The following is a 22,246-nucleotide window of genomic DNA, read 5'->3' as shown; positions in this document are numbered from 1 at the left end:
GGCTCGGTGGACCGCAGGTACGCGGGCGCGGGTCAGTGGTGGAGGGGGACGAGGTCGTCAGCGTGGACGACTTCGCGGCGTTGGTCATCGGGGAGGTGGTGGCTGGAGCGGCCGATGAGGCTGGGGAGTTCGGCGGCGTCGAAGCCGACTACGCCGCGTGCGACGACTTTGCCGGTGGGATCGGCGAGTTCGACCACGTCGCCTGCGTCGAATTCGCCGGTTGTGGAGGTGATGCCCGCGGCCAGCAGGGAGCGGCGGCGGACGACGACGGCGGCGACCGCGCCGTCGTCGAGGGTGAGTCTGCCCGCTGCCTCGGCGGCGTAGGCGAGCCAGAAGCGGCGGGCGGACAAGCGGCGGCCCGCTGAGGCGAACGCCGTACCCACCGTGGCTGACGTCAGGGCCTGGGGCGCCTGGGCCGACGACGCCAGCAGTACAGGCACGCCCGCGGCTGAGGCGAGGCGGGCGGCGGCGAGTTTCGACGCCATGCCACCGGTTCCGAGGCCGGAGGCACCGACCGAGCCCGCGTCGACACCGTCCATATCGGACTTGCCGGTGACCTCATCGATGCGACGGGCGGCGCCGCGGCGGGGGTCGCCGTCGTAGAGGGCGTCCACATCGGACAATAGGACCAGCGCGTCGGCGCCGATGAGGTGGGCGACGAGGGCGGCTAGGCGGTCGTTGTCGCCGAAGCGGATCTCTTCGGTGGCCACCGTGTCGTTCTCGTTGACGACCGGGACGACGCCGAGGGCGAGCAGGCGCGACAAAGTCCGCTGGGCGTTGCGGTAGTGGGATCGGCGGACGACGTCGTCGGCGGTGAGCAGGACCTGGCCGACGGTCAGCGAGTATCGGGCGAACGACGCGACGTAGGCGTGGCCGAGCACGAGCTGACCGACGCTGGCCGACGCCTGTTGGGTGGCCAGGTCGCGTGGGCGGCGCGGGATGCCCAGCGGGGCCAGGCCCGCGGCGATGGCGCCTGACGAGACCAGGACCACCTGGCTGCCCGCCGCTCGGCGGGCGGCGACGGCGTCGACGAGCGCGTCGAGGCGGGCCGGGTCGAGCCCACCCTCGGCTGTCGTCAGGGACGAGGACCCGACCTTGACCACGACCAGTCGCGCCGAGGTGACCGCGTCGCGTGTGGGTGAGCGCAGCGCGCCGCCCGCCGCGGAGTTCGTGCCGCCACCGAGAGGCCGCGGCTGGACGGTCACTCGTCGTCCTCGGAGGAATCGGAGCCGTCTCGCCGGGCGAGCTTGGCCGCCTTGCGCTCAGTGGCGCCGATGCGGTCGGCCTGGTCGAGGCGGGGATCGCTGCCGCGGCCGTGCATCATCATCGCGACGCCCGCCGGGGTCGACGGCTCCCAGTCGAAGGTGATCGTCCCGATGGTCACCGGGCAGCCGGGGCGGGCGCCCGCCTTGGCCAGGGCCTCCTCGACGCCCAGGCGGGCGAGGCGGTCGCCCAGGTAGCCGATGGCCTCGGTGTTGGAGAAGTCGGTCTGCCGGACCCAGCGCCCCGGGCGCTCGCCGTGCACGATGAACCCGCCTTCCTCGTCCGGGTCGGCCTCGATGGTGAAGCCCGCGTCGTCGACGGCGGTGGGCCGCAGCACGACCCGGGTCGCCTCGGGGGCGGGCTTGCTGGCGCGGTCCTCCTCGATGACCTTGGCCAGCGCGAAGCTCAGCTCGCGCAGGCCCTCGCGGGAGGCGGTCGACACCTGGAACACCGGCAGGCCGCGGGCCTCGATGTCCGGGCGGACCAGCTCGGCGAGTTCGCGGGCCTCCGGCACGTCGATCTTGTTGAGCACGACCACGCGGGGACGGTCGGCCAGGTTGCCGCCCAGGGCCGGGGTGTAGAGGGCGAGTTCCTGCTCAAGGGCATCGATGTCGGAGAGCGGGTCTCGGTCGGGCTCGTAGGTGGCGCAGTCGATCACGTGGACGAGCACCGAGCAGCGCTCGATGTGGCGCAGGAAGTCCAGGCCGAGGCCCTTGCCCTGGCTGGCGCCGGGGATCAGGCCGGGGACGTCGGCGATCGTGTAGATCGACTCCCCCGCGGTGACGACGCCGAGGTTGGGCACGAGGGTGGTGAACGGGTAGTCGGCGATCTTCGGCTTGGCCGAGGACATGACCGAGATCAGCGACGACTTGCCCGCCGACGGGAAGCCGAGCAGTCCGGCGTCTGCGACCGAGCGCAGCTCCAGGACCAGGTCGCGGGTCTCCCCCGGCTCGCCGAGCAGGGCGAAGCCGGGCGCGCGGCGGGCCTTGGAGGCCAGCGAGGCGTTGCCGAGGCCGCCACGGCCGCCCTGGGCGGCCACGAAGCGGGTGCCGTGCCCGGTCAGGTCGGCGACGATCTCGCCGTCCGGGTTGAGCACGACGGTGCCGTCGGGCACCTTCCACTCGACGGTCTCGCCGGTCGCGCCGTCGCGGTTGGAGCCCTGGCCTTGCTTGCCGCTGCCCGCGTCGGCGTGCGGGCGGAAGTGGAAGTCGAGCAGGGTGTGGACGTTGCCGTCGACGACGAGGACGACGTCGCCGCCGTTGCCGCCGTTGCCGCCGTCCGGGCCGCCGAGAGGTTTGAACTTCTCCTTGTGCACCGACGAGCAGCCGTTGCCGCCGCTGCCCGCAGCGACGTGGATGACTACTCGGTCAACGAATCGGGACACCAGAATTTCCTCTCAACAACGAACAAAAGACGAGGGGTGAGCCGGATGCGATCCAGCCCACCCCTCGTCGGAGTCTTGCGGTCGGGACGACTTAGGCGGCCGTCACGACGGGGACGATGTTCACGGTCTTGCGGCCGCGCTTCTCGCCGAACTGGACCGCACCGGCGGCCAGAGCGAACAGCGTGTCGTCCTTGCCGCGGCCGACGTTCACACCGGGGTGGAACTTGGTGCCGCGCTGGCGGATCAGGATCTCGCCGGACTTGACGACCTGGCCGCCGTAGCGCTTCACGCCAAGGTACTGAGCGTTGGAGTCACGCCCGTTACGCGAGCTGGATGCACCTTTTTTGTGTGCCATGGCTGCTCAGGTCCTCACTTAACCTTGATGCCGGTGACCTCGACGCGGGTCAGCTTCTGACGGTGACCCTGACGCTTGTGGTAGCCGGTCTTGTTCTTGAACTTGTGGATACGGATCTTCGGGCCCTTGGTCTGCTCGACGACCTTGCCGGTCACCGAGACCTTCGCCAGGGCGTCCGAGTCGGTGGTGACGTCGGTGCCGTCGACGACGAGCACGGCCGCGAGGCTCAGCTCGGTGCCCGGCGCGCCCTCGAGCTTCTCGACCTCGACGACGTCGCCGACAGCCACCTTGTACTGCTTGCCGCCGGTCTTGACGATCGCGTACATCGGGAAGACTCCTGCAGTGCTAGACGATGGGGGTCATGGGTGCCCTGGTCCTCGAGAATCACCAGAGGCGGGCTTCGCACGACACAGCCCACCGAGCGGCGGGCCATGTCACAGGTTACGTGGCCGGTGGAATCGAGGTCAAACCGGGGTGGCCTAACGGTGCCGTGATTCCGGCCATCAGCCCTCCTGATCAGGGTTGACCGGCGGCCCCGCTGGTCGCGACGCCGCCCGACGGGCCCGGCGGCGCGGCGCCGCCGCGACCGGGGTGGGCTCGGCGGAATGACCGTTGGCCATGGCGTTCACCTGGCTGTCGGTCTCGCGGCGCGCGACAGGCCCGCTGGGGGCTTCCGCAGCGACCTCAGCGGGCTGCGCTGGGGCCACGACGATGGCCTCGGCAGGCCGGTCGGACGCGGGGCCCGCGGGCCTGCCCGCCGCCCGCCGGGAACGTCCGGACCGAGCGGGCTTGGCGGGCGCGGTCCGTTCCGTCCCGAACTCCTCGAACCGGTCGCTGTCGTCGACCTCGACCGGGGTGGAGACGGCCGCGGCTTCGGCGGGCGCGATCGAGTCGGCGGACTGTCCGTCGGTCGACTCGGCGGGCCGAGCGCTCTCGAACTGCGCGGCCTCGCTGCCTGCCGCGACGACCTGGCCGTCGTGCTCGTGGCCGTCGTGCTCGGCGACCTTCACCGTGGCCTTGGCGATGTTCTGCACGGCGCTGCGGGCGAAGTCGTCGCGCGGTGCCTCCTCGGCCGGGGCGGGCTGCTCCTTGCCGCGGTCGCGGTTGCGCCTGCGGCCGCCGCCCTGCTCGTGCTCCTTCGGCGCGGCGGGCTGCTGCTGCGGAGCGGGCGGCGACTTGGTCGCGGGCTCCGCGGCGACCACGACGCCGCGGCCCTTGCAGTGCTCACAGGTGGTGCTGAACGCCTCCAGCAGACCGGTGCCGACCCGCTTGCGGGTCATCTGCACCAGGCCGAGCGAGGTGACCTCGGCGACCTGGTGGCGGGTGCGGTCGCGACCGAGGCACTCGGTGAGCCGCCGCAGGACCAGGTCCCGGTTGGATTCGAGCACCATGTCGATGAAGTCGATCACGATGATGCCGCCGATGTCGCGCAGCCGCAGCTGGCGGACGATCTCCTCGGCCGACTCCAGGTTGTTGCGGGTGACCGTCTCCTCGAGGTTGCCACCCGATCCGGTGAACTTGCCCGTGTTGACGTCGATGACCGTCATCGCCTCGGTGCGGTCGATGATCAGGTAGCCGCCGGAGGGCAGCCAGACCTTGCGGTCGAGCGCCTTGAGCAGCTGCTCGTCGACCCGGTGCTCGTTGAACACGTCCTTCAGGCCGACGTGCTTGCGCACCCGCTCCAGCAGCTCGGGGGCCACGTGGCGGACGTAGGAGTCGATGGTCTCCCAGGCGGTGTCGCCCTGGACGGCCAGCGCGGAGAAGTCCTCGGTGAACAGGTCGCGCACGACCTTGACCAGCAGGTCGGGCTCCTCGTAGAGCAGCGACGGCGCGCCGGACTTCTTCACGCCGTTGGTGCCATCGGACTTGTCCTTGATGACCTGCCACTGCGCCTGCAGACGACGCACGTCGCGGCCCAGTTCCTCCTCGCTGATGCCCTCGGAGGCGGTGCGGATGATCACACCGGCGTCCTCGGGGACGATCCGCTTGAGGACGTCCTTGAGCCTGCGCCGCTCGTTCTCCGGCAGCTTGCGGGAGATGCCCGTGGCGCCGCCACCGGGCACGTAGACCAGGAAGCGGCCGGGCAGCGAGATCTGCGTGGTCAGCCGGGCGCCCTTGTGCCCGACCGGGTCCTTGGTGACCTGCACCAGCACGCTGTCGCCGGTGGACAGGGCCTGCTCGATCTTGCGGGCCTTGCCCTCCAGACCGGCGGCGTCCCAGTCGACCTCACCGGCGTAGAGCACGGCGTTGCGACCGCGGCCGATGTCGACGAAGGCGGCTTCCATGCTGGGCAGCACGTTCTGCACGCGGCCCAGGTAGACGTTGCCGACGAGCGACCCGGTCCCGGCCGAGGTGACGAAGTGCTCGACGAGCACGCCGTCCTCAAGCACGGCGATCTGGGTGCGGTCGGGGTTCTCGCGCACGATCATCGCGCGGTCGACGGCCTCGCGGCGGGCGAGGAACTCGGACTCGGTGAGGATCGGCGCGCGCCTGCGGCCCGCCTCGCGGCCGTCGCGGCGGCGCTGGCGCTTGGCCTCGAGCCGGGTCGAGCCGCGCACGCTGCGCACCTCGTTGCGGGCGTCGGCGGCCTCGGTCTTCTCGTCGCGCGCCTCGCGGACGTGCACGACCGTGTTGGGCGGGTCGTCGGTGGCGGCGGCGTCGCCGTCCTCGTCCCCGCCCTTGCGGCGGCGACGGCGGCGACGGCGGCGGCTGGCGGCGTCGGACGGCTCGTCGTCGGACTCCTCCGCCTCGGCCTCCTCGGCCTCGGTGGACTCGTCGTCGGCCTTGGGCTCGGTGTCGCCGTCCTCGGCTGCGCCCTTGCCGCGGCCACGGCCGCGGCGGCCGCGACGGCGGCGGCGGCTGCCGCTGTCGTCGTCATCGTCGGCCGGGGTCTCCTGAGCCGACTGGGGCTCCTCGACCTCGTCCTCGACCAGGTCCTCGGGCTCCTCGCGGTGCACCGGCTTGACCGGGGCGGCCTTGACCGGGGCCGCGACCGGCTCCGGCGGCAGGAACAGCGGCGACGCCGAGGCGAACACCGGCGTCGGCGGGGTTCGCCGCACCCGGACGGGCTCCGGCTCGGGTTCGGGCTCCGCCTCGACCTCGGGCACGGAGACCTCGGGCACCGCGACCTCAGGCGCCTCTGGCGTGGAGGCGGCGGCCTCGGGCGTGCCGATAAGGGCATCGGCGACCTTGAGCGCGACGTCGCGGCTGACGCTGGACTGCGCGCCGCGGACCTCCTCGCCCAGGTCGGACAGCGCACTGATGATGTCCTTGCTGCTCAGGTCGAGCAGCTTGGCCAGGGCGTGCACCCTGACCTTGGCGGGCAGATCAGCCAGCGCGGCGTGGGTAGGTGTGGTGGCAGCCCCGCCGGTGCTTCCGGCAGGGTTCGACGTATCCGACATGTAGCTCCTCCGCCCCCGGGCGCGTCCCTGCAGACGCGGCCGCTCAGGGGCCTAGTTGTGTTCCACCGCGCGAAGCGGCGGGAATCCTCGCCTTAAGCCGTCGGCCGGACCGGTCGTGGACCGGCGCCGGTTGACGGCAGGTCGTTCGACCACGGTGAGGCACTGCGGCTCCCGGCGGACTATCCGGCTGTCGCCGCCCTGTCGAGGGCCAGCGGGTCGGACAGAACGCCATCATCGTCAAGCCGTCCCTGGGCCATCCGCGTCGCCTTCGCGGGCACGGGCGGTTCCAGGGCGGCGACGACGCGCAACGCGCTCAGTACGTCGTCGGGTCGCACGGCTGGTGTTGTCTGCCGGACGACCGCGACCAGTATCCCATACGCCGGGGTGTCGGCTGACATGTCGATACCCACACCTACTGGCGAGTCGCGATCAACGTCGGCGGAATCGAGCACGTCGAGGGCGATAACCGCAGGTCGGGCGTCGATCAGCTTGCGCCCGTCCTTGGTGAGCCGCTCGACCTCGACGTGCTCGGCGGCCATGAGACTGGTCACCGCGGCGCGCAGGTCCGCGGTCGCGACGCCGACCAGTTCGATCCGCCAGCGGCTGGCCTCCATCCGCTCGGCGAGCCCGCCCGGTCCGGCCGTGACCGACTCCAGCACGTCCAGGCCCGGCGGCAGGGCCGCGTCGAGCGCGGCGGCCAGCTTGGCCGGGTCGACCCGCTCGACCACGGAGATCTCGACGTACTCGGCCTCGCTGGCCACGCCGGTGGGCGCCGCGCCGATCCACGAGATCTTCGGGTGCGGGCTGAACCCCTGGGAGTAGGCCATCGGCACGCCCGCCCGGCGCAGCGCACGCTCGAACTGGCGGGCCACGTCGCGGTGCGAGGTGAAACGGAGCCTGCCCCGCTTGGCGTAGCGCAGGCGCAGCTTCTGCACCGCCGCGGCCGAGGGGTTTGGCTGATCCTGGCGACTCAGGACTACTCCTTCTGGTGGCTGCTTTCTCTTCCGGTGGTGGTTCAACCGGCAGAATGGAACCGTACCGTCAGCGCCAATTCGAGCGTCGAGGTTGTTTCGCGGACCCGTCGTGGCTACCGTCCGCATCGAATGGCCTGTGCAGCCGAGGGCCGTAACGGAGGTAACCAGTGCCTCTGCCGCGCCGATCGAGGGCGACAGTGGTTGGTGTCGCGGTAGCCGCGACCATGCTCGGCTGGGCCGGGCAGGCCGCCGCCGTACCGCTGGAGCCGGGCGTCATCAACTGCGGTGAACATGGCCCTGACGTGCGGTTCGTCGTTCTTTTCGAGCCCTGGACCCCGGCCGTGGACGCCACGGCGGAGACCTCGTCCAAGTGCGGGACCACGGTGGCATACCACCCCCAGATCGGCGTCGGTGTCGTGCTGTCCAGCGACCGCCGTTTCCCCAACCTGATGGGCCGCGACCGGGTGTTCAGCGCCAAGGCCGCGGTCGGCAAGTCCAAGCGGCTCAGCGAGCCCCCCGCGGTGTCCGACCGCTCCCGAACCGACCGGACCGCCGAGCAGTCGGACATGGCGATGATCCGCGCCGACCAGGCGCACGCGGTGACTCTGGGTAGCGACTCGGTCGTCGTCGGTGTCCTCGACTCGGGGATCGACGCCACCCATCCGGAACTTTCCGCCGCGGTCGACCCGGCGCGGTCGGCGGGCTGCCTGACCGGCAAGGCCGACCCGGCGCCTGCGGCCTGGCGGCCGACGACCTCGGCACACGGGACCCACGTCGCGGGCGTCATCGCGGCCGCCGACGACGGCCACGGTGTCACCGGCGTGGCGCCGGGCGTGCGGCTGGCGTCGGTGAAGGTGGTCGACGACGCCGGGTTCGTCTTCCCCGAGGCCGTCGTGTGCGGGCTGATGTGGGCTGCGGCCAACCAGTTCGCGGTGGCCAACCACAGCTATTTCGTCGATCCGTGGCTGCAGACCTGTGACCGCGACGGCGAACGCGTCGTCGCCGAGTCCGTCCGCCGCGCGGTCGACTACGCCACCCGCCGCGGCGTGCTGTCGGTGGCGGCGGCGTCGAACGAGAACATCGACCTGGCCCGTCCCCGCGGCCAGGCTGTCGGCGCGAACGGCGAGCGCCGGACCCTGGACGCGAGTTGCAAGGTCCTGCCCGCGGGTCTGCGCGGGGTGGTCGCGGTGTCGGCGGTGGGCCCCGACCAACTCAAGACCGGGTACAGCGCCTACGGCCTCGGCGTCATCGACGTGACCGCCCCCGGCGGCGCGGGCGACGAGTGCGTGCTGTCGACCGTTCCCGGCGGCTACGGCCGCTTGTGCGGCACGTCGATGGCCGCGCCGCACGTGACCGGGGTCGTCGCGCTGCTGGCAGGCCGCCACCCCGGCGCGTCGCCGCAGTCACTGACCCGGCGGCTGACCACGCAGGCCGTCGCCGTGGCCTGCCCCGGCGACTACGACCTGGACGACGCGGGCGGGCAGGACGCGTACTGCTCCGGGTACGCGCCCTACAACAGCTTCTACGGCCACGGCCTCGTCGACGCCTTGGCCGCCGTCACCAGTTAGTTGGTCAGCGCGGGGTTGCGCACCGGGGAGCCGATGCCGACCGGGCTGATCGGCAGCAGCTTGCGGCCGGTCGGGCCGATCTCGATGTCGGTGCCCATGGCCGGGCACACGCCGCAGTCGAAGCACGGCGTCCAGCGGCAGTCGTCCTGCTCGCGGGCGTCGAGCGCGTCCATCCAGTCGTCCCACAGCCACTGCTTGTCGAGGCCGGAGTCGAGGTGGTCCCACGGCAGGACCTCGTCCTCGACGCGCTCGCGCGTGGTGAACCAGGCCAGATCGATCCCCAGCGGCGCCAGCTCGGCCGCGGCGGCGGAAGTCCAGCGCTCGTAGGAGAAGTGCTCGCTCCAGCCGTCGAACCGGCCACCCTCACGCCAGACGCGCTCGATGACCCGGCCGACGCGGCGGTCGCCGCGGGAGAGCAGGCCTTCGATGAGGCTGGGCTTGCCGTCGTGGTAGCGCATGCCGATGTTGCGGCCGAGGCTGCGGTCGCGGTCGGAGTTGACCGCCTCACGCAGCTTGCGCAGCCGACTGTCCACTGTGTCCGGATCGCACTGGGCGGCCCACTGGAACGGGGTGTGCGGCTTGGGGACGAACCCGCCGATGGAGATCGTGCAGCGGATGTCCTTGCGGCCACTGGCTTCCCGGCCCGCGCGGATGACGTTCTTCGCCATCTCGGCGATCTGCAGGACGTCCTCGTCGGTCTCGGTGGGCAGCCCGCACATGAAGTACAGCTTCACCTGCCGCCAGCCGTTGGCGTACGCGGCGCTGACGGTCTTGATGAGGTCCTCTTCGGACACCATCTTGTTGATGACGCGCCGGATGCGCTCGCTGCCGCCCTCGGGGGCGAAGGTCAGCCCGGAGCGACGGCCGTTGCGCGACAGCTCGTTGGCCAGGTCGATGTTGAACGCGTCGACCCGGGTGCTGGGCAGCGACAGGCCGGTGTTGGTGCCCTCGTAGCGATCGGCGAGCTGCTTGGTGATCTCGCCGATCTCGGAGTGGTCGGCGCTGGAGAGCGACAGCAGGCCGACTTCCTCGAACCCGCTGGCCGCGAGTCCGGTCTGGATCATCGCGCCGATGCCCTCGATGGAGCGCTCGCGCACCGGGCGGGTGATCATGCCCGCCTGGCAGAAGCGGCAGCCGCGGGTGCAGCCGCGGAAGATCTCGACGCTCATCCGCTCGTGCACGCTCTCGGCCAGCGGGACCAGCGGCTGCTTGGGGTAGGGCCACGCGTCGAGGTCCATGGTGGTGCGCTTGGCGACGGTCTCGGGGACGCGGTCGCGGTTGGGCACGGCAGGCCCGAGCGCGCCGTCGGCGGTGTAGGTGACGTCGTAGAAGCGCGGGATGTAGACGCCGCCGGTCTCGGCCATGCGGGTCAGCAGCTCGTCGCGGCCGCCGGGGCGGCCCTCGGCCTTCCACTGCCGGACGATGTTGGAGATTTCGAGGACAGCCTCTTCGCCGTCGCCCAGCACGGCGGCGTCGATGAAGTCCGCGATCGGCTCCGGGTTGAACGACGCGTGCCCGCCCGCGAGCACGACGGGGTGCTCCTCGGTCCGGTCCTTGGCGTGCAGCGGGATCTTGGCGAGATCGAGCGCGGTGAGCATGTTCGTGTAGCCCAGCTCGGTGGAGAAACTGACCCCGAGCACATCGAACGCGCCGAGCGGACGGTGGCCGTCGACGGTGAACTGGGGGACGTCGTGCTCGCGCATGAGCTTCTCGAGGTCCGGCCAGACCGCGTAGGTGCGCTCGGCCAGGACGTCGGGCTGCTCGTTGAGCACCTCGTAGAGGATCATGACGCCCTGGTTGGGCAACCCGACCTCATACGCGTCGGGGTACATCAGGGCCCAGCGGACATTGGCGCTGTCCCAGTCCTTGACGGTCGCGTTCAGCTCCCCGCCGACGTACTGGACGGGCTTGGAGACCCTGGGGAGCAGGGGCTCAAGCTGAGGGAAGACTGACTTGACGCTCACAGCGAACCAGAGTAGCCCGTCCGAGTTCGCCCGATTGAGCGGAGCGGGCGGTCACGCCCGTGGATAACGTGGAACGTGTGCCCAGACACGTGACGATGCGAGAATTCGTAACCAACAGCGAGGCCATCTTCAGCGCGATCGAGCAGGGCGAGCACCTTGTCATCACGCGCGATGGAGTCCCGATCGCCGAGGTGGTTCCCATTCGCCGTCAGGATCCAGATTCACTGGATTAAGAGCGATGTCTAGGAAAGCAGGAGTTTGCCCAGTCTTCGGGCCGAGACGACAACTCCCACCGCCACCATGACCGCGAAGTACGCGAGGTGGCCGAGCATCGAAGCGTCCACGAAACCCGTGCAGAGGCCGCGCATGAGTTCTATGGCGTGGTAGAGGGGGAAGCATTTCACGGCGAAGGCGATCGCCTCCGGGTAGACCGTGATCGGGAAGAACGTGGTCGAGAACAGGAACATCGGCAACAGCGCGAGCTGCACGTAGTCGAAGTCCTGCCACGACCGCATGTACGTCGTGCACGCCATCGCCACCGCGGCGAAACCGAACGAGATCAGGATCGCGGCGGGCAGTGCCAGCAAGGCCCACCACGACGTCAGCAGGCCCATTCCGAGCATCACCGCGAGGAATCCCCCGGCATACAGGGCACCGCGGATCAGGGCCCAGGTGATTTCGCCGATGGCGATGTCGAGGGGTCCCAGTGGGGTGGCGAGAACCGCGTCGTAGAGCTTTCGGTATTTGAACTTGAAGAAGAAATTGAAAGTCGCGTCGTAAACCGAGCCGTTCATCGCGGAGGCGGCCAACAAAGCTGGGGCGACGAACGCGACGTAGGTCATCGGTTGGCCGGTCGGGCCGACGACGTCGCCAACGAGTTTGCCGAAGCCGAAGCCCAGGCCGAACAGGAAGAACAGCGGCTCGAAGAACCCCGTGAATATCAGTAGCCACGTGCGGCGGTTGACGATGGCGGCGCGTTCGATCAGGACGCTCGCGCGGCCCGCGTACATGCCGGTGGGCAGCACGCGCAGGAGCAGGCCCACCGGTTCGGGCGGGGCGGGTGGCCGGTCCAGGACTGTCATCTAGACCGCCAGCTTTCGCTCGAAGACGCGTTTCCCCAGGTAGGCGCCGAGGGCGAGCAGGGCCACCAGATAAGCCGTGTGACCCAGTGCCGACCACAGCTCGACGGTGCCGAAAGTCAGGTCGCGCGACAGTTCCGTGCCGTGCCACAGTGGGGTGATCCACACCAGCGGGCGGACCCAGCCGGGCAGTTGGTCGACCGGGAAGAACGTGCCCGCGAACAGCGTCATCGGGATGATGATGAACCGGAACAGCACGTTGAAGCCCTGCCCCTCGGACTCCAGCGTCGCCGAGTAGGCCACGATCGGCGCGGCGACGGCGGTGCCGGTCAGCACCGCGACGACGACCGCGAGCACGATCGCGGGGCTCGTCACCGCCCCCAGGACTGCCGCGATCAGGGCGAACGCGACGGCGGAGAAGCCCAGGCGGGCGGCGATCCAGGCGAGTTGGCCGCCGAGGACCTGGGCTGGCGTGATCGGGGTGGCGGTGATCGCCAGGTAGGTCTGCTGCCAGCGGAAAGCCGACAGCACCGGGTAGGTCGACTCGAACGCCGCGATCTGCATCATCGACGCCACGAGCAGCGCGGGCGCCAGGTACTGCACGTACGGCAGACCGAGGGTGACCTCGCCGGGCCGCACCTGCGAGCCGAACCCGAACCCGAGCGCGACCAGGTACAGCACGGGCTGCAGGAAGCCCGACGTGACCGACGCGCGCCAGTTCTTGCGGTACCAGATCCAGAGGCTGTCGAACACGAGGAACGAGGCGCGCACCGGGGACAGCACGCGGCCGGTCGGCTGGACGGTCGTCATCAGTCGACCAGTGTTCGGCCGGTGAGCCGGAGGAAGACGTCCTCCAGCGAACTGCGGCGCACCAGGCTCGACACCGGCCGGATCCCGCGCTCGTGCGCGGCGGCCAGCGCGGCCTCGCCGTCGGCGGTGTAGAGCAGGAGCCGGTCGGGCAGCACCTCGACGCGGTCGGCGAGGTCGGCCACGCCGTCGGCCTTCTGCTCGCCCGGCGGGAACCGCAGTTCGAGCACCTCGCGGGTGGAGTAGCGGGCGATCAGCTCGGTGGGACTGCCTTCGGCGGCGATCCGGCCGCCGTCCATGACGACGAGACGATCGCAGAGCTGCTCGGCCTCATCCATGTAGTGCGTGGTGATGATCAGCGTGACGCCCTGCTGCTTGAGCCGGAACAGCCGGTCCCACAGCAGGTGACGGGCCTGCGGGTCCAGGCCCGTGGTCGGCTCGTCGAGCAGCAGCAGCTCAGGGTCGTTGATCAGCGAGCGCGCGATGGTCAGCCGCCGCTTCATGCCGCCGGAGAGGGGCTCGACCGGGTCGTCGGCACGCTCTGTGAGCTGGGCGAAGTCGAGCAACTCGACCGCCTTCGCGCGAACCTGCGCCTTGGGCATGCCGAAGAAGCGGCCGTAGATGTGCAGGTTCTGCCGAACCGAGAGTTCGGTGTCGAGGTTGTCCGCCTGCGGCACCACCCCGAGCCGGGCCCGGATGCTGGGCCCCTGCCGGAGCGGATCCATCCCGAGCACACTCAACTCGCCGCCGGTGCGCGGCGACACGCAGGCGATCATGCGCATCGTCGAGGACTTGCCCGCGCCGTTGGGCCCGAGGAACCCGAACGCCTCCCCCGGCCGCACCTCAAGATCGATGCCGTCGACCGCGGTGAAGTCGCCGAAGCGCTTCGTCAGCCCCTCCGCGCGCACCAGCGCGCCGTTGCCACCCACTCGGCCACCCTAGACAAGGGCACCGACAGTTCCGAGTGGATTTCGGCCTGAACGCGACGCCGCCGCCCCGAGGTTCTCGGAGCGGCGGCGCGGTCGGGGCAGAGCTCAGAGGTTCGGGAACCAGAGCTTGATCTCGCGCTCGGCGGACTCGGCCGAGTCGGAGCCGTGCACCAGGTTGTACTGCACCTCGAGGCCGAAGTCGCCGCGGATGGTGCCCGGGGTGGCCTTGTCGACCGGGTCGGTGCCGCCCGCGAGCTGGCGGAACGCCGAGACGGCGCGGGGGCCCTCGACGACGAGCGCCACGACCGGACCGGAGGTGATGAATTCGAGCAGGGACTCGAAGAACGGCTTAGTCAAGTGCCCACTAGGGACTAGTGGGCACTTGACTACATATCCGCAGTTCAGAGGCCCGCCAACGTCCGATCAGAGGTCAGGGAACCAGAGCTTGACCTCACGCTCGGCGGACTCGGGCGAGTCGGAGCCGTGCACGAGGTTGTACTGGACCTCTAGGCCGAAGTCTGCGCGGATGCTTCCGGGAGCTGCCTTCTCGACCGGGTCGGTACCGCCCGCGAGCTGGCGGAACGCCGCCGCCGCACGCGGGCCTTCGACCACGAGCGCCACGACCGGACCAGAGGTGATGAACTCCAGGAGGTCACCGAAGAACGGGCGCTCAGCGTGCTCCGCGTAATGCTGCTCGGCCAGCGAGCGGTCGACGTTGCGCAACTCAAGCGCGACGATCGTCAGCCCCTTCCGCTCGATACGCGAGATGACCTCGCCGACGAGACCACGGCTCACACCGTCCGGCTTAACCAGGACCAGGCTGCGCTCGCTCACGCTAGCTCCTCATACAGATCAGAATTGGTTGTTGCCTCGGGATCGACGAGGACGCGGTCAGCGTAGCTACCGGCCTCGCCCCGAACTCACACGGGAGCGTGGGATGGCATTGGGCACCTGCGGGCGACAGCAGGCTCCCGCACAGAGTGCAGTCGAAGGACCCAGGTGTCGAACGACAGCAAAGTGGATCAACATCGCAACAACCGACAGTCACCTAGGCGACAACGAGGCCCGCAAGCGCGGTTTGCACGTCAGGGTTCATGGCGATGCTGTTCAGGATTCGTCCGATGGCCCGGACGTTACGTCGGATTGCCCCCTCGTCAGGCTCGTCGCGCGCTACCTCGTCGAGCAACTCGCCAGCGATAGCTTTGACGTCGCTCTTGTCGTCATCATCGAGCTCCCAGCCTGAAACCTTGCCGAGGATCTCGCGGAGCGCATTTGCGAGTGGCTCATACTGCGGCATCACGACGGAATCATTCCGATTCTGCGCAATGTTCTGACCGACAGCAACCTGAGGACGGTCGCCATTCACTGCCACATTTACCGTGCCGCCAGCATTTACTGCTCGCAGATACTCAGCCACAGCTCCCCCAAAATCCGTTACACAGTCTCGACCATTATGTGTGAGCCTTGGCCGCAACATTCCAGGCCCGGACTGGTGAGAGCCACCACTTATTAGACCGACCCGAACGAGGTAATCCGCCTCACGAGCAACGTCGATGAGCCCGAAGGTCACGCCGTTGTGGCGGGCCGACGGACTGACAAGGAAGTCGTCCCAGTTCGTGACCGTCTCGGCTCTCCGCTCGTGATCGTCCAGCCAGCGAAGCATTATGCGTCGCAACGCACGTGTTCGCTCACCTGGATCGCCCGCGCGCTGCGCACGAATCTGTTGGACAAGATCCAGGCCGCGAGCGGTGATGCGGGCATCAGGCCCACCCAGCGTTGACCAGTCTTTCACCAAGTCGCGGCTCGCAAGATACTGAACGAGAAGATAACCGAGCTCGGCCCTCGCCGCGGCACGACTCTCGAAGAACTCGCCCACGCCCGGAGTATCAGCCCCGTCGTCATAGTGGTCGTACAACCACTCCAACAAGCTGTGACTCAACTCTGCAATATCCGGCGGCAAGGTCACCCCGTCCAACGTCACGGACTCCGCATCTGACTCAGTCGGACGCGGCAACTGTGACAGACATCGCCGCTCCCAGCCTGCGACGTTACACAAGGTGGCCGCAGCCACCGATCACCTCGCAGATCATTCGTGAGTCTACGTGTAACTATCCAGCAGTCGTCGCCCCCTGCTGTGACAAGGCAAGCACGGAGGGTGCATCATGTACTGCCCCCGTCTTGTCCAATCGAAGGGCGTCCTTGTGAGCGTCGCTCAGCCGTCCAGCGTCGTCCCAAACCCCGTCTTCGATGTGCGGGAACAACCGCACGACGACGTCCTCGACAGGGTCGAGCGCACCCTAGGGGTCACGCTTGAACGATCATCAGTCGTGTTCGGCATCTACGGTGCCACCGAGGGCTTCCGCACTGCCGCGGGAACGTGGGTGCGGGTCGAGCGCCGCCAGCGTTGGCGGATCAACAGCGCGGTGTGGGTCGGTCTGGAGGCCGCAGCGACCATCCGCGGCGTGCGCAAACCGGAGTGGTTCCAAGGGGCAACTTGGGTCGACCCCGAGCGCGATGTTGTCTGGCGCGCGGACGAGGTCGAACTAGTCAACGCCCCGATCGTGGATACCCCTGCTTCCGCCGTCACGCTGCCGGGCTCATGGTGGACGGAACTTCGGGACTCGCTCGCCGCGCTTGGATCGCACTCAACTGAGCGGGTCGGGATGAGTCAGGCTCATCTGACCAAGCGGATAACCGAGGTGTTCGGCGATCTGGACACATCCGTGGACGAGTGGGCGACCGCACACACGGACGTGCACTGGGGCAACCTCACCGTCGACGGCTACCTTCTCGACTGGGAAGACTGGGGCGCGGGGCCGCGTGGACTCGACGCGGCGTGCCTGTGGCAGGCGTCGTTGCACGATCCCGAACTGGCCGCTCGTGTTCAGCACGAGTTCTCGGCGGACATGACATCACGCTCGGGAAAGCTCGCTCAGCTATTGCAGTGTGCAAATGCTGTCCGCATCGCCGCCCGGCGCGGGGAGTCAACACCGCTGTCGGTGGCCGCGCAGGCGGCGGCGGACGTGCTGCTGGTGGAGCTGCGTTCAGTTTGACGCGCGCTGGCCCACCACGCCGACATAGCCGGTGGCGAGTTCATCGGTCAGTTCGACGCAGAGCCCCTCGTTGGTGAGAGCTTCTGCGATGACGCGTGCATCAATGCTGGTCGCGGTTGCGACAGCAGCGACGTTGGCGGGATTGCCCGACAGCAACAGCCGAACAGCGGGTTCGGCGGCAGCGGCGAATCGGATCGCCTTGCCTGCCGCGAGCACGTCGATGGTGTCGTCATTGGACTTGATGTGCGGTGGAAACTCGGTCACGCACACTATGTCCATCGGCGGGCCGAAGGTGCCGTGCGTGCGAACCGCTCGATGAGCCGGGCGCTCCAGTTCTCGGGTAGTGAGGTACTCCAGGGGTGGGTACTTCGCCAGCAGGCCGGGCACGAGCGCGCTGAGCGTGAGGTCTTGTGCCCGCTGCTCGGCAGGAAGTGCCCACCGTTTGAGGTCGGTGCGGAAGACTTCTTCCTCACGTGACCGATCTGCGATCCAGGCCAGCCAGTCAACGCCGGTTCGCTTCACGAACCCGAACGTGACGTGCAGGCTGTAGCCGTCGCCGCAGTCAGTGCGGGTGGCTTGGTGCCAATACCCGCGCGGGATGTGCATGACGTCGCCCGCGCGCATGGTGCCAGCCCAGACCACTTCGTCGCTGGACACCCGGTTGGGTTCAGCGTCGCGGTACATGGGCGCTGCGCGGGACGCACCCCTGACTTCCCAGGTCTTCTCCCCGCCGAGCTGAACGATCAGCACGTCATGGTCATCCCAGTGAAGGTCGAATCCCGAAGCCTCGTTCGTGGTCAAGTATGTGTTGACCTGCACCAGCTCCCGAGACCACCACTGCAACGCGCGGCACGCGACCTCCATCGTCGGGTCGAAGGTGTCGAACGAGTCGAGAACGACGGTACAGCCGGATCGGATGAGGTCGCCCAGCTTGTCCATGCGAGCCATCGGTGTGGTCTGGCCACGCCGTGTCACGGCGTTGGCCAGGTAGGCATCCGGGTGCAACTCCGCACCGCCTTGGAAGCAGCGCAATTGGGGCGAAGTCAGCGAGCGGCGCATGATCGCATCGAGCAATCGAGTCGGCGTGAGAAGCCGAGTGCAGAGTGCGGCATCCTCCATGGTCCCCTTGGCGAACCGTTGCCCTAACATCTGAGATCCGTTCCAGCCCAACGCTTTCTCGACGGCCTCGATCAGGTAGTGATCCACGTGTGTGCTCCTTAGCGAAGACAAGACAGCGGCGGACCGGCGCAACGCTGAGCCGATCCGCCGCCGTGGTCGGTTACTCCATGGATTCCGGGATGTTCAGGCCATCGCCGCCAGCGTCGCCGTGACCATCCCCACCGCCATCCTTCGACGGGTCGCCCTTGGCCACGTCGAAGCGGTCGCGCACGACGGACAGGTGCTGGACACCAACAACCAGGCCGGATTCATCGGTCATTTCATTCCCTCCCTTCGTTCCTCGTTGTTCAGGCTGGTGCGGATCAGGCGTCGGCGCCTACCACTTATCGGGTGATCCGCTCACCCGCGCGACAGAAGGCGACACAGGCCGACGCTCAGGATTGTTGGATGCCGAGATGGCCCGAATGGCGCATGGCGCCACGTCGGTCGCGCTCGTCTCGAAGATCTCCGAACACCTTGTCCACGACCGAATCCAGCTCACCGCTGGTCGACCACAGAGCCGCGTCTTCGGGCAGCGGATCCGCGGGATCGAACCGGTCACGCACTCGTGCTGCCACAGCGCAATCCGCCGATCGGATCACGATCGTGTCGATGTACCCGTTGGCGCTTGGGCGATACAGGTAGAGCCCGTCGACCTTGGCGAACAGGTTCGGTAGCGGAAGCGCCCGAAATCCGTTGCGGCATAGGCGCGCAACCTGGTCCCTAAGTACCTGCGCTGCCGCCGCATCCAGATGATTCCTCGCTGACACCCGATATGCGGACGGCTGATGTGTCGAACTTGCGACGCGCTTCATCAGACAACCCCGCCCATGCGCTCCGCGACCGAACGGCAGACCGCACAGATTTCCGCCGCGGTGTTTGGCATCGCGATTTCCCCAGCCCTGACCCATGTGCGGCAAACCGCGACCGCAACGTACCCGTACCGCTCGCCCCCATCCACCCTTCTAGGGCGACCATCGCTGGTACCCAACATGTGCACCGGCTGCGGCTCATGGACTCCACGGACCCAGATCGGTTCGGTTGCGATGACCCTCATCTGGAGACTCGCCCACCGAGCGTTCCGGCGGACCCGCACGGCGTCGCCCACGCCGCCGTGCCGGTCGGCCTGCGAGGCACGGTCGACAGCGAGTCAGCGGTCTCGCCACGCATTTCCTGCGCCTCGCCGGAATCGCACGGTGGCCGGAAACGCGACCCGGCAGAGGGGCGCCGCCTCTTCGCCGTGCGGCTGCTGGCGGGGGTATGCGCGGTGAGCGCATCCAGCAGCGGTGGAACACCCGACGGGCAGATGCGAGTCAGGAGTCCACTCCCACCCGTCGGGCTGACATAGGCAGGCGTGGACACGTCAGGCGTGGAAAGTGCACTCGCTCGGCCACGAACGATCGCCACGGCAACAGCCAACTCAGTCGCCCTACGGCGAGCGTCTCGACGGCGCTCCAACAGCACGGCCAAGCCATTCAGGCACAGGCCCACCACCGCCACCAACAAGAGTGCAGCGAAGTGGGTACCTGCGACCGCGAACACGATCACCATGTCGTCACCTCCTGTATCGGAGACGACGTTATGAGTGACCTAGATCAGTTTGTGCACCAGAAGTACACACGGGTCGAGTTCACCCGTTTGGCGCTACGCCCATGCGATAGGCCAAGCCCCGAAGTTCACGCCCACCCGACTCTCGCCGTGCACGGCGAAGCTGGTCGGAGACCGCCTCCCGAACGAAGACGTCATTGCGGATCCGTTGCGGCGCCAACTCTTCCGCTCGCAGCAACGCCGTAAGCCCCTGATCGCGCGACTTCGCGTCTTGGAACATCGCCCGGCCAAGGTCGGCCCAGAACTCCGCCTGCCGGCTTGGAGACGGAATCAGTTCGGGGTGAACGTCCCGCGCGATCTCCGCAACCTTCGGCCCGTCACCGAACTCGGTTGCCAATCCGACACGCCAGATTCCGACGTTGGTTCGCCCGAACCAGAGATGAGCGAACGAACCCACCTCGGCTTCCAACCTGGCAGCGATTCCCGCCGCCTCGGTGAGATGCAACTCGGCCGTGTCGCGGTCTGCACGGGCCGCCGCGGCGAGCGCGGCGCTGAGCTGCAACATCCCGTATGCCTGCGCCACGTCTGCGTCGTCCAATGCTCCCGAGAGTTGGTCGGCCATGCTGACACAGCGCCGATACTGCATGTCGCGGCTTAGCTGCCCGGTGGCATCGCCGCGGAGCCACGTCGCGTAGCCGATCCACGCTGGCAGGCCAAGTTCTTCGGCGCACTCTTGTGCCAATCGCGCCGCGATAGTCGGAAGTCCACGGCCGCCCAAGCGTTTTGTTGTCCAACATGCCGAGCTGTAGCAGTGGATGAGCGCGAGAAGCACATCGGCGCGGCGTTCGGGGAGACGCACGTAGGCCGCGTGCAGCTCAGCGAGCAGGCGCGGAACGAGCGCACCTTGCGCCGCATAGTCCGCATGAACGTGAGTCAGGTCCATGAGCTGAGCGATGTCGGAGGCAAGCTCCGGCCACGGCCTCAGCTCGACACCGGGATCATGTCCGCGCTCGTACACCTCCAAGGCCGTCTCGACGTCGGCAACGGTCGCGAGCGCGGCCTTCCCTTTCGTGTCAACCGGCGCCCATGGCTGGCCGGTCAACTGCGACGGATCGACCCTCAGCGCGAATGCAATCGCTTCGAGGACGTTGCGGCTGTTCACCGGCTTCTCGCCGCGCTCGATCTGCGCCAAGTAGCCATACGAGAATCCAGCGAGATCCGCGGCCGTGCGCAGCGCCATCCCACGCCACGAGCGCACCTCGCGAATCCGCCGACCGATCTCGTTCTCGTCCATGCCGGTACCTGCCCTGTCTCGGCGACGTCCGTACCTCAGACTAACCAGACGAGCCACCAGTGCCGAGTGCCCTAATACCGGTTGGAGCGAACTTAACCAGCGCTCTCTGGGGTAATCTTCCCGGTCGCGTGGCATGTGCACCCGCACGCCGGGTTGCCGCAGGACCGCGGTAGCCCCTTGGTATTGACGAGAAGCCCGGCTCGGCTGAGGGCTGCGAGCACCGAGCCGTTGGACGGGCAAGCCCTTCCGCGTGCAGGCTCGACTCGGTCTTCGGAGAGGCTGTTCAGCGTCTCGGCGACGGCCCCGATCTTCACGTGGGGCCCGGACATGAGCATGTAGTGGCCGCTACCGTCCGGGGTGATAGTGGCCTTGCACCCGAGTTCTTCCCGTATGTCGATCAACGGACGTTGCGACACGAGCGTCAACTCCCCAGTCCGCCCCCGTCTCACCGCGGGCGTTGTCGTTCGTCGGTGATGTCCAGGCACCTCCCCAGGCCCTGGTGAACGTCGTTGTCCGATCCATGGCGTCACCGCTGGCGCGCATGGCCACTCAACAGTGCCATGATCGGCGGGCGTCTGCCGCATGTTTTGCCCGATGAAACGTGATGATCGTCTCAGCAGGCAGGAGTGCGGTCTACCTCGTCTCGGCCGTCTGGTCGTCGACGAGGGCCTGGATCATGCGGTCGGCGATGCGTCGTCGGGTCGGGTCGAGGCCGAGGTATTGCTCGGTGAGCCTGACCGCGCGCGGCGGCAGGGGTTCGCCTCCGTCCATGGCGGCCCCGGCGTCTGCGAAGAAGGCCGAGGAGACTTCCCGAAGCGGCGCGTCGAGTGCGGCGACGAATCTCATCAGCACCTCGAACTTGGGTGCGCCGCCGCGCTGCGAGGGTTTGAGGTGGTGGCCGAGCGCACCTGCGGTCAGCCCGTTCTCGCGCTCGATCTCGGCGATGGACCGCCCGTTGGCGTACTTGCTGATGAGCAGGTCGACATGTGTTGGTTCGATGTCGCCCATGGCGTCCCCCTTCCGCTCCCGGCCATGACGGCCTGGGGTGTCACGACCCCGATTCGCGACACTCCCGCACGTTAGCGGAGCCATGCCGCACCGATGCGAGCCTGCCCGACCAGCGAACCCTCGCCGTCAAGCTCGCCCCCGTCCTGCCAGCCCTGCGGATTCCGTCCAGCACGTCAGATTCCAGGTAACACCGTTTCCGTCCAAATTCTACGTCCGACACACGTGGTGTGTGTTCTTGACAGACTGGCGGATCTTGGACAACCTGGGTTCGGGCCGCCTTGCGGGGGCGGCGCCGGGCTCGATCGTCGGGCCTGGCCGAGCACTGGGGGTGCTGTGCGTTCATTCCGGCGAAGACGTGCGTCCTCGGCCAGCGTGGTTGCCGCGCTGTTGGCCGTCTATCTGTCACTGAGAAGGCTTGCGCCGCAACGGCTTTGACCGTCCTGCCTGGCGCGCGCCGCATC

General features: G+C 68.5%; 19 protein-coding genes and 1 pseudogene. 2 read left to right on the top strand and 18 right to left on the bottom strand.

The window, feature by feature from the left end; all coding sequences use genetic code 11:
* Window positions 1-32: 32 nt before the first annotated feature.
* The 6 genes from proB to BN1701_RS02335 all read right to left on the bottom strand — a co-directional run bounded on the left by proB (window position 33) and on the right by BN1701_RS02335 (window position 7,338).
* On the bottom strand, window positions 33-1,148 hold the full coding sequence (gene proB, locus BN1701_RS02360) for a glutamate 5-kinase (RefSeq protein WP_054055559.1): 1,116 nt from the start codon (window positions 1,146-1,148) through the stop codon (window positions 33-35).
* 53 nt (window positions 1,149-1,201) lie between these two features.
* Window positions 1,202-2,650 (bottom strand): GTPase ObgE, encoded by a 1,449-nt coding sequence (obgE, locus tag BN1701_RS02355; protein WP_054045022.1) that lies wholly within the window; start codon window positions 2,648-2,650, stop codon window positions 1,202-1,204.
* An 88-nt stretch (window positions 2,651-2,738) separates the two neighbouring features.
* Window positions 2,739-3,002, bottom strand: coding sequence for a 50S ribosomal protein L27 (gene rpmA, locus BN1701_RS02350; protein ID WP_054045020.1), 264 nt, complete (start codon window positions 3,000-3,002; stop codon window positions 2,739-2,741).
* A gap of 14 nt (window positions 3,003-3,016) precedes the next feature.
* Window positions 3,017-3,328: a 50S ribosomal protein L21 gene (gene rplU / locus BN1701_RS02345; protein WP_054045018.1), complete on the bottom strand. Its 312-nt coding sequence runs from the start codon at window positions 3,326-3,328 to the stop codon at window positions 3,017-3,019.
* A 177-nt stretch (window positions 3,329-3,505) separates the two neighbouring features.
* Window positions 3,506-6,403 (bottom strand): translation initiation factor IF-2 N-terminal domain-containing protein, encoded by a 2,898-nt coding sequence (locus BN1701_RS02340; protein WP_054045016.1) that lies wholly within the window; start codon window positions 6,401-6,403, stop codon window positions 3,506-3,508.
* Window positions 6,404-6,582: 179 nt separating this feature from the next.
* Window positions 6,583-7,338, bottom strand: a complete 756-nt coding sequence (locus tag BN1701_RS02335; protein WP_054045014.1) for a TIGR03936 family radical SAM-associated protein — start codon at window positions 7,336-7,338, stop codon at window positions 6,583-6,585.
* 236 nt (window positions 7,339-7,574) lie between these two features.
* On the opposite strand from BN1701_RS02335, the gene BN1701_RS02330 reads away from it, so the two are divergent.
* Window positions 7,575-8,945, top strand: a complete 1,371-nt coding sequence (locus BN1701_RS02330; protein WP_231949461.1) for a S8 family serine peptidase — start codon at window positions 7,575-7,577, stop codon at window positions 8,943-8,945.
* On the opposite strand, the gene BN1701_RS02325 is transcribed toward BN1701_RS02330, so the two are convergent.
* From BN1701_RS02325 to BN1701_RS35195, 7 genes and pseudogenes are all read right to left on the bottom strand, one after another.
* A complete protein-coding gene (locus BN1701_RS02325) occupies window positions 8,942-10,909 on the bottom strand; it encodes a TIGR03960 family B12-binding radical SAM protein (RefSeq protein ID WP_054045012.1) in 1,968 nt (655 codons plus the stop codon). The genes BN1701_RS02330 and BN1701_RS02325 overlap by 4 nt on opposite strands.
* Before the next feature lie 242 nt (window positions 10,910-11,151).
* On the bottom strand, window positions 11,152-11,991 hold the full coding sequence (locus tag BN1701_RS02320) for an ABC transporter permease (RefSeq protein WP_054045010.1): 840 nt from the start codon (window positions 11,989-11,991) through the stop codon (window positions 11,152-11,154).
* Window positions 11,992-12,798, bottom strand: a complete 807-nt coding sequence (locus BN1701_RS02315; RefSeq protein ID WP_054045008.1) for an ABC transporter permease — start codon at window positions 12,796-12,798, stop codon at window positions 11,992-11,994.
* Window positions 12,798-13,724, bottom strand: a complete 927-nt coding sequence (locus tag BN1701_RS02310; protein WP_054045006.1) for an ABC transporter ATP-binding protein — start codon at window positions 13,722-13,724, stop codon at window positions 12,798-12,800. Before BN1701_RS02310 ends, BN1701_RS02315 begins: the two co-directional genes overlap by 1 nt.
* 105 nt (window positions 13,725-13,829) lie before the next feature.
* Window positions 13,830-14,084: pseudogene (locus BN1701_RS02305) on the bottom strand (nucleoside-diphosphate kinase); the annotation flags it as partial.
* 63 nt (window positions 14,085-14,147) lie between these two features.
* Window positions 14,148-14,558, bottom strand: coding sequence for a nucleoside-diphosphate kinase (ndk, locus tag BN1701_RS02300; protein ID WP_054045004.1), 411 nt, complete (start codon window positions 14,556-14,558; stop codon window positions 14,148-14,150).
* A 214-nt stretch (window positions 14,559-14,772) separates the two neighbouring features.
* Window positions 14,773-15,690, bottom strand: a complete 918-nt coding sequence (locus BN1701_RS35195) for a hypothetical protein (RefSeq protein ID WP_157367735.1) — start codon at window positions 15,688-15,690, stop codon at window positions 14,773-14,775.
* 235 nt (window positions 15,691-15,925) lie between these two features.
* Here BN1701_RS35195 and BN1701_RS02290 point away from each other — a divergent pair, with 235 nt between their 5' ends.
* Window positions 15,926-16,777, top strand: a complete 852-nt coding sequence (locus BN1701_RS02290) for a phosphotransferase (RefSeq protein WP_054045000.1) — start codon at window positions 15,926-15,928, stop codon at window positions 16,775-16,777.
* Here BN1701_RS02290 and BN1701_RS02285 read toward each other — a convergent pair.
* The 5 genes from BN1701_RS02285 to BN1701_RS02275 form a co-directional block, all read right to left on the bottom strand.
* On the bottom strand, window positions 16,769-17,983 hold the full coding sequence (locus BN1701_RS02285) for a JmjC domain-containing protein (protein WP_054044998.1): 1,215 nt from the start codon (window positions 17,981-17,983) through the stop codon (window positions 16,769-16,771). The two genes, BN1701_RS02290 and BN1701_RS02285, sit on opposite strands and share 9 nt — an antisense overlap.
* Before the next feature lie 73 nt (window positions 17,984-18,056).
* Window positions 18,057-18,215, bottom strand: coding sequence for a hypothetical protein (locus BN1701_RS36295; protein ID WP_172803175.1), 159 nt, complete (start codon window positions 18,213-18,215; stop codon window positions 18,057-18,059).
* A gap of 115 nt (window positions 18,216-18,330) precedes the next feature.
* Window positions 18,331-18,750: a hypothetical protein gene (locus BN1701_RS35190; protein WP_157367734.1), complete on the bottom strand. Its 420-nt coding sequence runs from the start codon at window positions 18,748-18,750 to the stop codon at window positions 18,331-18,333.
* An 815-nt stretch (window positions 18,751-19,565) separates the two neighbouring features.
* Complete coding sequence (locus BN1701_RS02280; protein ID WP_054044995.1) at window positions 19,566-20,777, bottom strand: helix-turn-helix domain-containing protein; 1,212 nt, start codon at window positions 20,775-20,777, stop codon at window positions 19,566-19,568.
* A gap of 633 nt (window positions 20,778-21,410) precedes the next feature.
* Complete coding sequence (locus BN1701_RS02275) at window positions 21,411-21,785, bottom strand: hypothetical protein (protein ID WP_054044993.1); 375 nt, start codon at window positions 21,783-21,785, stop codon at window positions 21,411-21,413.
* Window positions 21,786-22,246: the final 461 nt, after the last annotated feature.

The sequence above is a fragment of the Alloactinosynnema sp. L-07 genome (genome assembly GCF_900070365.1).
In the GTDB taxonomy this organism is placed as follows: domain Bacteria; phylum Actinomycetota; class Actinomycetes; order Mycobacteriales; family Pseudonocardiaceae; genus Actinokineospora.
Note: the sequence above shows the minus strand (reverse complement) of the source record. Positions and strands in the feature narration are given on the sequence as shown.

Excerpts from the sequence above, each read along its gene's own strand:
- BN1701_RS35190 (WP_157367734.1), bottom strand. The coding sequence starts at position 18,750 with ATGAAGCGCGTCGCAAGTTCGACACATCAGCCGTCCGCATATCGGGTG.
- rpmA (WP_054045020.1), bottom strand. The coding sequence starts at position 3,002 with ATGGCACACAAAAAAGGTGCATCCAGCTCGCGTAACGGGCGTGACTCC.
- BN1701_RS36295 (WP_172803175.1), bottom strand. The coding sequence starts at position 18,215 with ATGACCGATGAATCCGGCCTGGTTGTTGGTGTCCAGCACCTGTCCGTC.
- BN1701_RS02320 (WP_054045010.1), bottom strand. The coding sequence starts at position 11,991 with ATGACAGTCCTGGACCGGCCACCCGCCCCGCCCGAACCGGTGGGCCTG.
- BN1701_RS02315 (WP_054045008.1), bottom strand. The coding sequence starts at position 12,798 with ATGACGACCGTCCAGCCGACCGGCCGCGTGCTGTCCCCGGTGCGCGCC.
- BN1701_RS02275 (WP_054044993.1), bottom strand. The coding sequence starts at position 21,785 with ATGGGCGACATCGAACCAACACATGTCGACCTGCTCATCAGCAAGTAC.
- rplU (WP_054045018.1), bottom strand. The coding sequence starts at position 3,328 with ATGTACGCGATCGTCAAGACCGGCGGCAAGCAGTACAAGGTGGCTGTC.
- BN1701_RS02280 (WP_054044995.1), bottom strand. The coding sequence starts at position 20,777 with ATGGACGAGAACGAGATCGGTCGGCGGATTCGCGAGGTGCGCTCGTGG.
- BN1701_RS02340 (WP_054045016.1), bottom strand. The coding sequence starts at position 6,403 with ATGTCGGATACGTCGAACCCTGCCGGAAGCACCGGCGGGGCTGCCACC.